Consider the following 12,733-nt stretch of genomic DNA (forward strand, 5'->3'; position numbering starts at 1 on the left):
CCGGGACGCGGTGCCATGCAGATCGACGACGAACTCACCCTGAAGAAGCTGCAGACCTTTCTCGCCTTCATGCGTAGCGGCAACCTCTCCCGCGCAGCGGCCGAGCTGAACACCAGCAACGTCAGCGTGCACCGCGCCATCCACTCCCTGGAGAGCGCCCTGCGCTGCCCGCTGTTCAAGCACGAGGGGCGCAACCTGACACCGCTGGAGAGCGCCTTCGTGCTGGAGGAGCGTGCGCAGAAGCTGGTGCAGGACGTGCTCGAGACGGTGCGCCTGACCCGTGAAGCGGCAGGCTTCTCGGCCGAGCGCTTCAAGCTCGGCTCGCTCTATTCGCTGACGGTGAAGACGGTGCCGCAGCTGATCATGGGGCTGAAGCTGCGGCGCAGCGAGCTGAACATCGACCTGATCCTCGGCTCCAACGTCGATCTTTTCTACAAGCTGAAGAACATGGAGCTGGACGCCATCCTGGTGTCCCTCGACGAGGGCGTGAGCGATGGCGATTGCGAGCAGCTGCCGCTGTTCTCCGACGACATCTTCCTCGCCGTGCCCACCGACTCGCCCTTCGCCGGCCAGCCCGAGGTGGACCTGGCGGACCTGGCCGACTCCACCTTCATCACCCTGACCCAGGGCTTCGCCACCCACCGCGACGGCGGCCGGGTGTTCCAGCAGGCGGGCTTCGAGCCGAAGGTGGCGATGCAGGTGAACGACATCTTCACCCTGCTCAGCATGGTCAGCTCCGGGGTGGGCTACGCCCTGCTGCCGGGGCGCATCGCCGCGGTGTACGAGAACCGCGTGAAGCTCATCCCGCTGCAGGCGCGCTACCGCCTGCAGCAGCACATAGGCGTGGTCTTCCTCAAGGCCAAGGAGCGCGACCCGAACCTGCTGGCGCTGCTGGCCGAATGCCGGATGTACAGCCTGGCGCGCGGGGGTTGAAGGCGGCGCCAGAGACGTAGCCCGGGCTTCAGCCCGGGAGCGCCGAGCGCCCCCTTAGAGCATCACCCACTGCAGCACCGCCAGCAGCGGCAGCAGCACGGCGCAGGACCAGAGCAGGTAGCCGAAGAAGCTCGGCATCTTCACGCCGCGCTGCTCGGCGATGGCCTTGACCATGAAGTTCGGCGCGTTGCCGACGTAGGTCATGGCGCCCATGAACACCGAGCTCATGGAGATCGCCAGCAGGGTCTGTGGCAACTGCTCCATCATCACCTGAGCGTCGCCGGAGGCGAGGTTGAAGAACACCAGGTAGGTGGGTGCGTTGTCGAGGAAGCTGGACAGCACCCCGGTCATCCAGAAGTACATGGTGTCCAGCGGTTGGCCATCGGCACCGGTAACGGCGGCGACCACCGCTGCCAGGTGTCCGTCGCGGCCGGCGCGAAGGATGGCGATCAGCGGGGTGAGGGTGATGAAGATGCCGGCGAACAGCTTGGCCACCTCGACTATCGGCCCCCAGTTGAATTCGTTGCCCTTGCGTGCCCAGCGCGGGGTCAGCCACAGCGACAGCCCCGCCAGGGCCAGCAGCAGGCCGTCGCGTACCAGGTTCTGCAGTTCCACGCGGGTGCCCAGCAGGTCGAAACCGATGCCCGGCTTCCACACCCCCGAGAGCAGCACCGCACCGACCACGCCGGCCAGCAGCAGGAAGTTGAACTGCCCATGGACATAAAGCGGCGCATCGGGGGTGGGGTCGGCGGGAGCCAGTTCGTCTTCGCGGCTGAAGAGGTAGCGATCGATCACGTAGAAGATCGCCAGCAACGGCAGCGCCATGGCCAGCACCGGTACGGCCATGTGCTTCAGGGTCCAGAAGAAGTCCACGCCCTTGAGGAAGCCGAGGAACAGCGGCGGGTCGCCCAGGGGTGTTAGGCCGCCCCCGACGTTGGCCACCAGGAAGATGAAGAACACCACCACATGGGCGTTGTGCCGGCGGTTGTCGTTGGCGCGCAGCAGCGGGCGGATCAGCAGCATGGCCGCGCCCGTGGTGCCCATCACCGAGGCCAGCAGCGTGCCCAGGGCCAGCAGCCGGGTGTTGAGCCCGGCCGAGCCGTGCAGGTTGCCCTGCACCAGGATGCCGCCGGAGATGGTGAACAGCGCCAGCAGCAGCACGATGAAGGGCAGGTACTCGCCGAACAGCACGTGCACGCCCATGGCCAGCGTCGCGTGGGCGCCGAAGCTGGCGACGAAGGGCACCAGGAACAGCAGCGTCCAGCCGGCAGTGATCTTGCCGAAATGGTGGTGCCAGAAGTCACTGGCGATGATCGGCAGCAGCGCGATGCTCAGCAGGATGCCGGCGAACGGCAGCGCCCAGAGCAGGCTCAGGCTGGCGCCGTCAACCTCGGCGGCCTGGGCGATGGCGGGTAGAAGCAGCAGGGGGATGAGCAGGCATGCACGCAATGAAGGCATCGGAAGCAACCAGGCTGGGCGAGAGGAAAACGGCGCGGTGCTCCAGCGGGCCGCCGCACCCCGAAAGACGCGGGATGCTAAACCAAAGCGGCGCCCGACCCCAGCGCCGCTTGTAGGACAAGGCTTCAGCCCATCAGCCCACGCATGGCGAAGAACAGCACCGACGGGCCCATCAAACAGCCCAGCGCGGTGTAGAAGGCGGCGGTCAGGCAGCCATAGGGCACCAGCTTCGGGTCGGTGGCCGCCAGGCCGCCGGCCACGCCGCTGGAAGTGCCCATCAGGCCGCCGAAGATCACCGCCGTGCGCGGGTTGTTGAGGCCGATCAGCGGCGCCACGAAGGGCGTCGCCACCATCACCAGGATGGCCTTCACCAGGCCGGCGGCGATGGACAGCGCCATCACCTCGGAGCTGGCACCGATGGCCGCACCGGTGACCGGCCCGACTATGTAGGTGACCGCCCCGGCGCCGATGGTGGTGAGGCTGACCACGTCCGTGTAGCCGAAGGCCAGGGCCACGCCGACACCGGCGACGAAGGAAGTGCCGATGCCGACGAACAGCGAGATCACCCCGGAAACACCAGCGCGCTTGAGCTCCTCGATGTTCACCCCGAAGGCCGTGGCGACGATGGCGAAGTCGCGCAGCATGGCGCCCCCCAGCAGGCCGATGCCCGACAGCAGGGAGATGTCCACCAGGCCCTTCTGCCCACCGGTGACCACGCCACCCACATAGGACAGCACCAGGCCGAGGAAGATGGCGATGGCCGAGCCGTGCAGGCGCCCACGGGTGAGCTTGTCGGAGAGCCAGTAGGACAGCCACATGGTCACGCCGATCACCGCGAAGCCGCTGATCAGCCCGTAGCCGTTGATCACTTTCAACATGGATTCGTACATGGCGGTCACCGTTGCGCTTGGGTCAGGGGCTCAGCGGGGGCCGCCGAGGGCTTCTTTTGTCCGAGCCTGTCCAGCACCGGAACCATGGCGAAACCCAGCACCACCGCAGCGACGCCGGCGAGGATCGCCATCGGCCCGCCGGAGAGCGCGCCGAGCACGTTCTGCTGGGCGGCCATGGCGACCACGATGGGGATGTAGACCGCGCTCCAGAACTCCACGCCCTGTTCGGACTTGGCGCTCATCAGGCCGCGTTTGTTGAGGTAGCTGCCGATGAAGATCAGCAGCAGCATGGCGATGCCCACGCCGCCGACGTTGGCGGGGACACCGAGCAGTTTGCCCAGCAGCTCTCCGATGAAGAGGCCTGCCAGGGTGCACAGGGCGAGAAAGGCGACACCGTAGATGATCATTGTTGTTGTCCTCGGTTCTGTCGAAGTTGTTGTTCTTGTGCTTCGAAACGCGCGGGGGGTCAGGGCGTTCGACCTACCTCCCGACGCAGCAGGGCGTCCAGCGTATCGCGGCGGGTGCCCTGGAAAGCGATCACCGTACCTTGGTCGAATACGCGCCGCGCCAGGCCGCTGAGCACGGCACCGGGGGGCAGTTCGATGTGCAGGCGCACGCCGCGTTCGTAGGCGTTGCGCAGGGTGCCGTGCCAGTCGACGACGCGGCACATGTTGAAGGCGAGGTCGTCGCGCAGGCGTTCGGGGTCGTGGATCGGCCGCGCGGTGGTGCCGCTGAGGTAGCCGATGGCTGGCCGGCGCAGCTGCACCTCGGCGAAGGCCACAGCCAGCTCGCGGGCCGGTGCCTCCAGCAGCGCGCAATGGGACGGCACGCTGACCGCCAGGCGCTTCGCCAGGCCGGCGCCCAGGCCGCGGGCGCGCGCGGCGACGGCGGCCATGGCGGCGTCGCTGCCGGCAATCACCTGCTGGTTGTCGGCGTTGATATTGGCCAGAAACACCGGGCCTTCGGCCTCCGCGATCAGGCGTTCGAGGGTGCCCAGGTCGAGCCCGCCGATGGCGGTCATGCCGAAGCCCTGTGGATAAGCCTGCTGCATCAGCTCGCCGCGCAGGGCCACCAGGCGCAGCGCATCTGCGAATTCCAGGGCACCGGCGACCACCGCCGCCCCGTAGGCGCCGATGGACAGGCCGGCCACGTAATCCGGCGCCGGGCTTTCCTCCAGCAGCAGGCGTGCGCAGGCAACGCCGGTGATCAGCAGGCACAGCTGTACGGCACGGGTGCCTTGTAGCGCCTCGGCCGAGTCCAGCGCCAGCACGTCTTCGCCCAGCGCTGCGCTGGCCTCGTCCAGGCAGGCGCGTGCCTCGGGGGGCAGCTGGTGGAGCATGCCCACCTGCTGCGCGCCCTGGCCGGGGAAGGCGAAGAGGCTGCTCACGCCGCGTGCTCCAGGGCCTGCCAGGGGTTATCCACAAGGCGCGCGCCCTCTGCGCACTTGAGCAGCACGCGGCGGGAATCGCCGGCCCATTCACGCAGGGCGACGGCACCGAACGGGGTTTCCAGTTGCAGGTCGATGCGGCAGCAGGCGCGGTCGAGCAGCGCCAGCAGCTCACGGGCACGCTGGCGCACGAAGGGTTCGGGGGTGCGCAGCAGCAGGTCGAGATCGCTCTCGGCATGCAGCACCGGCACGCCGGTGGCCAGCTCGAACCCGACGCCGCCGGTGGGGCCCCAGGTGAGGCCGGTGGCCTCCAGCACGGGGGCAACCTCCACCAGCGCGCGCAGCGCCGGCCAATGCCCGGCTGTACGCGGGCGCAGCTGTTCCGGGCTGACGCAGCGCTGGATGGCGGCAAGGGGCATCAGCGTGGCGAAGCGCTGTTCGCGGCTGGCGCCACGCACACCCACGGCAACCCGGCCCGGCTCGCACAGGGCGCGGCGCACCACCACCGGCAGGCCGGCGGCGAGCACCTGCCGCGCCCAGGCCGGGGCCTCGGCGGGCAGCTGCTCCGGGGCGAGGCCCCAGAGAAGATCGTGAGGATGATTGGCCTTCATGGTCCGCTCCTGTGCGAGGGCCTTACCACTGCGCCCGCAGCATCGCCCGCACCTTCGCCGAGGCCGCGCGGTTCTCGGCGCCGAGGCGCCCGCGCAGGTCGGTGGTGGTGCCGATATCCGCCACCGCCCGCACCAGGCAATCGCGCACCCGGGCGACATCGGCGGCAGCGGGCTGCTCGACGTTATCCACAGCCAGGCGCTCCCAGAGCAGCCCGAGGGAGGCGTAGTTGTCCAGGTCGTAGGCCATGGGCGGGATGGTGGCGGCGAGGGCTTCGAGGTCGTCGACGCTGCGCAGGGTGATGCGCGCGGCGGCGGCCTTGCCCATGGCGTGGACCATCACCCCGGCGTCATCCAGGGCGATCAGGCGCTGGGCCTGGTAGCCGTGGGCGAGGAAGGCGCCGGACATGGCCTTGCCCACCAGCAGGCCGATCACCGGGTGCCCGGCGAGACGGGCGCGGGCGTAGGCGTCCACCGCGCCGGCCAGGGCCTGGTGGATGCCCAGGGCCTCCTCGCGGCGGCCGTAGGCCTGGCTGGGTACGTCCACCACCGCCACCAGCACGCGCTTGGTGCCGCGCCCGGCATCGGCCTCGATGGCGTCATCCACGGCCTTGGCCAGGCCCCAGCCTTCCAGCAGCCCCACCTCGCCGTTGCGGGCGCGGGGGAAGGGGTTGGCGGCATCCGCCACCACGGCGATGAAGCGCGCCGCGCGGCTGCCCACCTCGCCATCGATGACCTTCACCGAAGCCGGATAGCCGGCTTGTTCGCTGTCGCCTGCCAGGGCGTGCAGCCACTGCATTCCACGGCTCATTGCGGTTCTCCCGTGTAGAGGGCGCGCACGGCGGCGGCGTCCAGTTGTGCACAGTCATCGCCCAGGCGCGCCAGGCGTTCGAGGAACCAGGCGTGCCGGCGGCTGCGGGGCAACGGCGGCTCGTCGCTGGCCAGCAGGCCGCCGAGGGCCTCGCGGATGGCGTCGATATCGTCGGCGACATAGCCATCCACCAGCTCGCTGGCCATGCGCTGCTCGCCACCGGTGAGGCTCCAGATGAAGGGCCGGTCGCGGGAGTCGTATTCCTCGATGCCGGCTTCCTGCTCGATCACCTGCGGGCCGTTGAGGCCCAGGCGCGCTTCGCGGGTCACCAGCAGGTGGCTGCACAGCCCGGCGGCGATGGACATGCCGCCGAAGCAGCCCACCGGCCCGGCCACCAGGCCGACCACCGGCTGGTACTGGCGCAGCTCGACGATGGCGGCCTGGATCTCGGCGATGGCCGCCAGGCCCAGGTTGGCCTCCTGCAGGCGCACGCCGCCGGTTTCCAGCAGCAGCACGGCGCAGGTGGGAATGCCCTTGCGGTTGTCCTCGGCGGCCAGCTCCAGCAGGCCGGCGATCTTGGCGCCGCCCACCTCGCCCATGCTGCCGCCCTGGAAGGCGCCCTCGATGGCGGCGATCACCGCCGGCAGGCCATTGATGCTGCCCTTGGCCACCACCACGCCGTCGTCGGCCTGGGGCACGATGCCCTGGCGCGGCAGCCAGGGGGAGACCAGCCGCTCGAAGGGCCCCACCAGCTCGCGGAACGAGCCCGGGTCGAGCAATTCGCGGGCGCGCTGGCGGGCGCCCAGTTCGACGAAGCTGCGGGTGGCCAGCAGGCGTGCGTTGTCAGTCATGGGTCACCTCCTCCAGGGCCTGCTCCAGGCGCAGGCGCACCACGCCGGGGGTGGCGCCGAAATCGTGGATGTCGATGCACAGGGCCGGCAGCGACTGGCCGGCGAACATGCGCTCGAACAGGTGCCGCCAGCGGGCTTCGCTGCCGTTCACCGAGGTCACCACCTGGATCGACAACTTGCCGGCGAGGCCGGGCTCCAGCAGCACTTCCAGGTCGCCGGAGCCGACGCAGCCCACCAGCGCGCGGCCAAAGGCGGGTTGCCCGGCGGGGAATTCGAAAGACAGGGTTTCCATGGTCAGCTCCCGACTCGGTCGATGAACAAACAGGCGGCGAGCAGATCGGCCGCGCCGCCCGGCGAGGCATTGAGCCCCAGCAAAGAGGTTTCCAGTTCGCGCAGTCGGCGGCGCCCGTCGAGGCTGGCGCAGCCCCCGGCGTCGAGCACCGCGCGGGCGCCCTGCTGCATGGCGGCGAGCCCTTCCGGGCCGGCGCGCCAGAGCACGCAGGTGTCGGCCAGCTCGGCCATGATCGCCAGCAGCGCATCGAGCCGGGCGTTCTGCTCGCCGCTGCCCTGGGCGCGGCTGCGCTGCAGCTGCGGCAGGCCGTGCAGGCGCACGGCGGGGAAGCCGAGCTGGGCCTCCTCCCGCGCGCCCCGGGCGCCGTAGCGCTGGGCGACACGACTGCCGTGGCTGTCTTGCCGGGGCGCAGCGCGGTCGTCGATCAGGGCGATGCGTGCGGCGCGGGTGGCGATGGCGGCGGCGTCGGCCTGGCCCGGCTCCAGCGCGACGGCGGCCACCAGCAGGCCGAGGGCCCAGATGGCGCCACGGTGGGTATTCACTCCTCCGGTAACGGCGAGCATGGCGGCCTCGCCTTCACGGCCGATGCGGCCCAGCGCCTCACGCAGCGGCTGGCCGACTTCGCCGAACGCCACCGCCGCCTCGGCCATGGCCTTGAAGGCCGGCCACAGCGACAGCGCCGAGGCGTGCATCAGGCCCAGGTGCAGGTCGCTGTGGGCGCCGCTGCCACGCCGGTCCACCAGCGCGGGCTTGGGCGAGAGATCGGCTTCGTCGATCAGCGCATCGACGGCCTGGTCCGCCAGCCACTCGGCCAGGGGCAGCCCGGTGCTTTTCGCGATCAGTGCACTCATCACCAGCTCCTGAACTTGGCCGGGGGGTTGTAGAGGCCGCCGGACCAGTCCACCAGCTCGGCGATGCTCTTGGCGGCGAGCAGTTCGCGGGTCGCATCGGTGCGGCGGATGCCAAGGTCCTCGGGCAGGGCGATCAGCCCTTCGCGACGCATGCGCTCGGTGTCCTTGGGGTCGTGGCGCAGGCCGATGGCGGTGACCCCGGCAACGGCGGCGATCATGGCGCGGCGCTCTTCCACCGTGCGTGCCTTGTACAGGTAGGCGATGCCTTCCTCGGTGAGCAGGTGGGTGACGTCGTCGCCGTAGATCATGATCGGCGCCAGGGGCATGCCGCTCTTCCTGGCCACATCAACGGCGTCCAGGGTCTCGACGAAGGTGGGTTTGCCGCCCTCCTGGAAGGTCTCGACCATCTGCACCACCAGCTTCTTGCCCCGCGCCAGCAGGGCCTCGGGTTCGGGGCGCATGTCCAGCCAGGCCGGGGTGGAATGACGACGGCCGCGCGGGTCGTGGCCCATGTTCGGCGCGCCGCCGAAGCCCGCCAGGCGACCCCGGGTGACGGTGGAGGAATGGCCGTCGCCGTCCACCTGCAGGGTGGCGCCGATGAACAGGTCCACCGCGTACTGCCCGGCCAGCTGGCACATCATGCGGTTGGAGCGCATGGAGCCGTCGCGGCCGGTGAAGAACACGTCCGGACGCTGGGCGATGTAGCCCTCCATGCCCAACTCGGTGCCGAAGCAGTGCACGCTTTCCACCCAGCCGGTCTCGATGGCGGGGATCAGCGTCGGGTGCGGGTTGAGCGTCCAGTTGCGGCAGATCTTGCCCTTCAGCCCCAGGGATTCGCCGTAGGTGGGCAGGATCAGTTCGATGGCGGCGGTGTTGAAGCCGATGCCGTGGTTGAGCGACTGGACCTTGTGCTTCTCGTAGATGCCGCGGATCGCCATCATCGCCATCAGCACGTGCACCGGCTTGATGTGGCGCGGGTCGCGGGTGAACAGCGGCTCGATGTAGAAGGGCTTGTCGGCTACGACCACGAAATCGACCCAGGAGGCGGGGATGTCCACGCGCGGCAGGTCGCCGACGTCATCCACCAGCTCGTTGACCTGGACGATGACGATGCCGTCGGAGAAGGCCGTGGGCTCCACCAGGGCGGGGGTGTCCTCGGTGCTGGGGCCGGTGTAGATGTTGCCGTGGCGGTCGGCCATGAAGCCGGCCACCAGCGCGACGTTGGGGATCAGGTCCACCAGCAGGCGCGAGTACAGCTCGATGTAGGTGTGGATGGCACCGACTTCCAGCAGGCCGTCTTCCAGCAGCTGGCTGATGCGCAGGCTCTGCGGGCCGGCGAAGGAGAAGTCGAGCTTGCGGGCGATGCCGCGTTCGAACAGGTCCAGGTGCTCGGCGCGGCTGACGCTGGGCATGATCATGTGCAGGTCGTGCAGGCGCCCGGGGTCGGCCTTGGCCAGGGAGCGGGAGAGGAAGTCCGCCTGCTTCTGGTTGTTGCCTTCGAGCACCACCCGGTCACCGGGGGCGATCAGCGCCTCCAGAGCGGCGACGATGCGCTCGCTGGGCAGCACCACGCCGTCGGCGAGGGATCGCACCTGGTCGAGGCGACGCTGCTTTTCCGCACGCCGACGCGACCATTGCGGCGGTGGGGAGATTGTCGTTGTCATTGGATGCTCCACGGGTTCCGCTGTCGTGGAGCGAACCTTAGGAGCGCGACCGGTGGGTCATCAATCAAGCCCGGGGACGGATCGTTACGGCGAGGTTAACGATCCGCTGCGGTGCGCCTTGTTGTTGTGGGAGCGGATTCATCCGCGATGGAGCGCAACGCGCTCCCGCTTTTTTACGGCGCCTTGCATGCGGCGAGGTCGATCGGTACTCCGCTGGTGGACGTGAAGAGCGACGTCCACCCGCAGGCCTTCAACTGCTTGTGCAGAGGGTTCGGGATCGCCGTGTTGGGCCTCGCTGCGCTCGGCGCCAACCTACGGTCATGCACCGTGCTCGGTGTGATGCCGGTGGACCCCGCTTCACCGGTCCACCGTGCGGGGCTGATCGGGGCTTAGAACTCCAGGGTGCTGGAGAGCTGCACCAGGCGCGGGTCGCCGACCGAGACGTTCCACTGGTTCACCGAGGAGCTGTAGTAGGTCTTGTCGAAGATGTTCTTCAGGTTCAGCTGCAGCTTGAGACGCTTGTCGTTACCCAAGGGCGTCTCGTAGGCGGCGAAGGCGTCGGCTACTGCGTAGTGAGGCAGGTTGAAGCTGTTGGCGACATCGCCCTCACGGGAGCCGATGTAGCGACCACCAAAGCCAGCACGCAAACGATCACCCTCGAACACCTGGCCGAAGTCATAGACCGCCGACAGCGAGCCACTGCGCTTGGCAACGTTCTGCAGTTCGTTGCCCTTGTAGAGCGGGTCCTTGGTCAGCTCCGCATCCAGCCACGCAAAGGTGCCGATCAGGCTGAGGTTGTCCGTGACCTGGCCGGTGACATCCAGCTCAATGCCACGTGAGCGGACTTCACCCACTGCTCGGTTGGAGCCATCGAGTTCGGTCACGGCGACGTTCTCCTTGACGATATCGAACAGCGCCAGGGTGCCGGTGATGCGGCCCGGCATATCCAGCTTGGCGCCGATCTCCCAGCTCTTGCCCTCCTCCGGAGCCATCGCGTTCACCGATCCGGTCCCGCTCAGCGGCGCAATGGTGGAGTTCGGTTTAAAGGACTCGGTGTAGCCACCGTAGAGGGACAGCTCGTCGGTCATCTTGTAGACCAGGCCAACACGGGGCACCCAGAGCTGACCGTCGATATCGGTGTTCTTGGTGAACGGACGGCCGCGACCGGCGAGCTGGTCGTAGAGCTGGTAGCGAGCACCGGCGATGAAAATCCATTGGTCATTGAGGTGTACCGAGTCCTGGAAGAAGGCGGACTGGCTCACCACGCGATCGGTCTGGTCGCTGTCGCTGGCCACGACAGTGGTGGGCACGGGTACCTGGCCGTAGACCGGGTTGTAGGGGTTGAAGCTGACGCTGGTGTTCTGGCGGATCAGGTCCTCGCGGTAGAACTTGCGGTACTCGTGATCCACGCCCATCAGCAGGTCGTGCTGCATGCCGGCCAGTTGCACCTTGCCGTCCAGGTCGAAGGTGGCGAAATGCTCGGTGCTCACCGCGCCCCGGGTGCCATCCAGGCGACGCCTCAGCGTGCCGTTGGCGTTCTGGCTTTGCACCCGCGCCTGGTAGTCGTCGTAGGTGTCGCGGTTGTAGCTGTAGGCGAAGTGGGCTTTCCAGGCCTGGTTCAACTGGTGTTCGAGGTCGAGGATCATCAAGTCCGAGCGGCCCTCGGTGACGTTGTAGGGCTCGTCCAGGCGGCGGGTGGCCGGCACTGCCAGGGGCTTGCCGTTGATGAAGACCGTGCCGCGGTCGAAGGGCACCGAGTACTCGCGGTGCTCGAAGCTGAGGTTCACCGTGGTGTCTTCGCCATACCAGGCGAAGGACGGGGCGAAGGTCTTGTCGCGGTTGTGACCGAAGTTGCGCCAGTAGTCGGCGTCGTCGTAGTCGGCGATCACCCGGTAGGCCAGGCCGGAATCCCCCAGGGGGCCGGTGACGTCGAGGGTGCCGCCGCTGCCGTTCTTGCCATCGCCATAGGTGGAGGCGCGGCCGGTGATGGCGCGGTAGTCCTCCAGCAAGGGCTTCTTGCTGACCACGTTGATCACGCCGCCCGGGTCGAGGATGCCGTAGAGCATCGACGAGGGGCCCTTGAGCACTTCCACGCGCTCGGCGGTGGCGGTGAAGTTGCGGCCCTGGATGGTGCGCATGCCGTCGCGCAGGATCGAGCCGTCGCGGTTGTCGCCGAAGCCGCGCTTCATCACCGCATCCTGGGTGCTGCCGAGGGTGTTGGCCTGGGTGATGCCACTGACGTTGGCCAGGGCGTCGTCGAGGTTCTGCGGCTGCTGGTCGAGCAGCGCCTGCTGGGGCACCACGGCCACCGCCTGGGGGATCTCCAGCAGCGGCGTTTCCGAACGCATCAGGCGCGTGGTGGGTGGCGGCTGGTAGCTGGTGGCGACCAGCTGGCGGGAGTTGATGTTCACCGCATCGAGGTTCAGCGCGCCGTCGTTGGCGCGGGGCACCAGGGTGAGGGTGCCGGGGTTGACCTGTGCATAACCCAGCCCGCTGCCGGCCAGCAGCTGCGCCAGGGCCTGCTCGGCGCTCATGCGGCCGTTCACCGCCGGCGCCTGGACCTGGTAGGCGGCATCCTCGGTGTAGACCAGCGCCAGCCCGGTGACGCGGGTGAAGGCGGCCAGGGCCTGGGGCAGCGGCTGCGCAGCGATGGCGAACTCATGCACGCTGGCCAGCGCGGCGGCGGGCGCCTCGGCATCGGCGGCATGGGCCAGCGGCAGCACGCCCACGTGGCCGAGGGCGAGCAATGCCGAAACCAGACTGAGGCGCTTGAATGCGCCGCCCTGCAACCGCGATGTCCTGTACTTCATGGGTATGACCTGCCCCCTGGCTGATGGGTTTCTTTGCGAATAAATCGCATTCCACCTCCTACACGGAGCCCGCGCGCGGATACCTCACCTGAAATTGAAAATATTTTTCAAATAATGGAACAGGCCGGCTCGGTGCACCGGCGAGCGGTGCCTCCAATAAGCGAATAGCCGAGTAGGA

General features: G+C 68.5%; 12 protein-coding genes. 1 reads left to right on the top strand and 11 read right to left on the bottom strand.

The window, feature by feature from the left end; all coding sequences use genetic code 11:
- The first annotated feature begins 15 nt into the window (after positions 1-15).
- Positions 16-933, top strand: coding sequence for a LysR substrate-binding domain-containing protein (locus RTW82_RS05150; RefSeq protein ID WP_021221766.1), 918 nt, complete (start codon positions 16-18; stop codon positions 931-933).
- A 54-nt stretch (positions 934-987) separates the two neighbouring features.
- Here RTW82_RS05150 and RTW82_RS05155 read toward each other — a convergent pair whose 3' ends face one another.
- The 11 genes from RTW82_RS05155 to RTW82_RS05205 all read right to left on the bottom strand — a co-directional run bounded on the left by RTW82_RS05155 (position 988) and on the right by RTW82_RS05205 (position 12,555).
- Positions 988-2,391 carry a sodium:proton antiporter gene (locus RTW82_RS05155; protein WP_031287138.1) on the bottom strand — a complete coding sequence of 468 codons (1,404 nt, stop codon included), beginning with the start codon at positions 2,389-2,391 and terminating at the stop codon, positions 988-990.
- Positions 2,392-2,516: 125 nt separating this feature from the next.
- A complete protein-coding gene (gene madM / locus RTW82_RS05160) occupies positions 2,517-3,281 on the bottom strand; it encodes a malonate transporter subunit MadM (RefSeq protein WP_021217719.1) in 765 nt (254 codons plus the stop codon).
- A 5-nt stretch (positions 3,282-3,286) separates the two neighbouring features.
- Positions 3,287-3,688: a malonate transporter subunit MadL gene (gene madL / locus RTW82_RS05165; protein WP_021217720.1), complete on the bottom strand. Its 402-nt coding sequence runs from the start codon at positions 3,686-3,688 to the stop codon at positions 3,287-3,289.
- Between the two features lie 59 nt (positions 3,689-3,747).
- Complete coding sequence (gene mdcH, locus RTW82_RS05170; protein ID WP_316924445.1) at positions 3,748-4,668, bottom strand: malonate decarboxylase subunit epsilon; 921 nt, start codon at positions 4,666-4,668, stop codon at positions 3,748-3,750.
- Entirely contained in the window at positions 4,665-5,279 is a 615-nt protein-coding gene (locus RTW82_RS05175; RefSeq protein ID WP_316924446.1) for a malonate decarboxylase holo-ACP synthase, read from the bottom strand. Before RTW82_RS05175 ends, mdcH begins: the two co-directional genes overlap by 4 nt.
- 22 nt (positions 5,280-5,301) lie before the next feature.
- Positions 5,302-6,087 (bottom strand): biotin-independent malonate decarboxylase subunit gamma, encoded by a 786-nt coding sequence (mdcE, locus tag RTW82_RS05180; RefSeq protein ID WP_184489812.1) that lies wholly within the window; start codon positions 6,085-6,087, stop codon positions 5,302-5,304.
- On the bottom strand, positions 6,084-6,938 hold the full coding sequence (locus RTW82_RS05185; protein ID WP_184489813.1) for a biotin-independent malonate decarboxylase subunit beta: 855 nt from the start codon (positions 6,936-6,938) through the stop codon (positions 6,084-6,086). Before RTW82_RS05185 ends, mdcE begins: the two co-directional genes overlap by 4 nt.
- The gene (locus RTW82_RS05190) at positions 6,931-7,230 is read right to left on the bottom strand and encodes a malonate decarboxylase subunit delta (RefSeq protein WP_111263021.1); all 300 of its coding nucleotides are present in this window, start codon (positions 7,228-7,230) and stop codon (positions 6,931-6,933) included. The genes RTW82_RS05185 and RTW82_RS05190 overlap by 8 nt, the downstream gene beginning before the upstream one ends.
- A gap of 2 nt (positions 7,231-7,232) precedes the next feature.
- On the bottom strand, positions 7,233-8,081 hold the full coding sequence (locus RTW82_RS05195) for a triphosphoribosyl-dephospho-CoA synthase (RefSeq protein WP_316924447.1): 849 nt from the start codon (positions 8,079-8,081) through the stop codon (positions 7,233-7,235).
- Positions 8,081-9,745 (bottom strand): malonate decarboxylase subunit alpha, encoded by a 1,665-nt coding sequence (gene mdcA / locus RTW82_RS05200; RefSeq protein WP_316924448.1) that lies wholly within the window; start codon positions 9,743-9,745, stop codon positions 8,081-8,083. Before mdcA ends, RTW82_RS05195 begins: the two co-directional genes overlap by 1 nt.
- 389 nt (positions 9,746-10,134) lie before the next feature.
- A complete protein-coding gene (locus RTW82_RS05205) occupies positions 10,135-12,555 on the bottom strand; it encodes a TonB-dependent receptor (RefSeq protein ID WP_316924449.1) in 2,421 nt (806 codons plus the stop codon).
- Positions 12,556-12,733: the final 178 nt, after the last annotated feature.

Origin of the sequence: Pseudomonas sp. zfem005, from assembly GCF_032621735.1 — a bacterium.
In the GTDB taxonomy this organism is placed as follows: domain Bacteria; phylum Pseudomonadota; class Gammaproteobacteria; order Pseudomonadales; family Pseudomonadaceae; genus Metapseudomonas; species Metapseudomonas solani.

Bases quoted from the DNA above. Each gene is read 5' to 3' on its own strand.
- RTW82_RS05185 (WP_184489813.1), bottom strand. From the start codon at position 6,938: ATGACTGACAACGCACGCCTGCTGGCCACCCGCAGCTTCGTCGAACTG.
- mdcE (WP_184489812.1), bottom strand. From the start codon at position 6,087: ATGAGCCGTGGAATGCAGTGGCTGCACGCCCTGGCAGGCGACAGCGAA.
- mdcA (WP_316924448.1), bottom strand. From the start codon at position 9,745: ATGACAACGACAATCTCCCCACCGCCGCAATGGTCGCGTCGGCGTGCG.
- RTW82_RS05190 (WP_111263021.1), bottom strand. From the start codon at position 7,230: ATGGAAACCCTGTCTTTCGAATTCCCCGCCGGGCAACCCGCCTTTGGC.
- RTW82_RS05175 (WP_316924446.1), bottom strand. From the start codon at position 5,279: ATGAAGGCCAATCATCCTCACGATCTTCTCTGGGGCCTCGCCCCGGAG.
- madM (WP_021217719.1), bottom strand. From the start codon at position 3,281: ATGTACGAATCCATGTTGAAAGTGATCAACGGCTACGGGCTGATCAGC.
- RTW82_RS05205 (WP_316924449.1), bottom strand. From the start codon at position 12,555: ATGAAGTACAGGACATCGCGGTTGCAGGGCGGCGCATTCAAGCGCCTC.
- RTW82_RS05150 (WP_021221766.1), top strand. From the start codon at position 16: ATGCAGATCGACGACGAACTCACCCTGAAGAAGCTGCAGACCTTTCTC.
- RTW82_RS05195 (WP_316924447.1), bottom strand. From the start codon at position 8,081: ATGAGTGCACTGATCGCGAAAAGCACCGGGCTGCCCCTGGCCGAGTGG.
- RTW82_RS05155 (WP_031287138.1), bottom strand. From the start codon at position 2,391: ATGCCTTCATTGCGTGCATGCCTGCTCATCCCCCTGCTGCTTCTACCC.
- madL (WP_021217720.1), bottom strand. From the start codon at position 3,688: ATGATCATCTACGGTGTCGCCTTTCTCGCCCTGTGCACCCTGGCAGGC.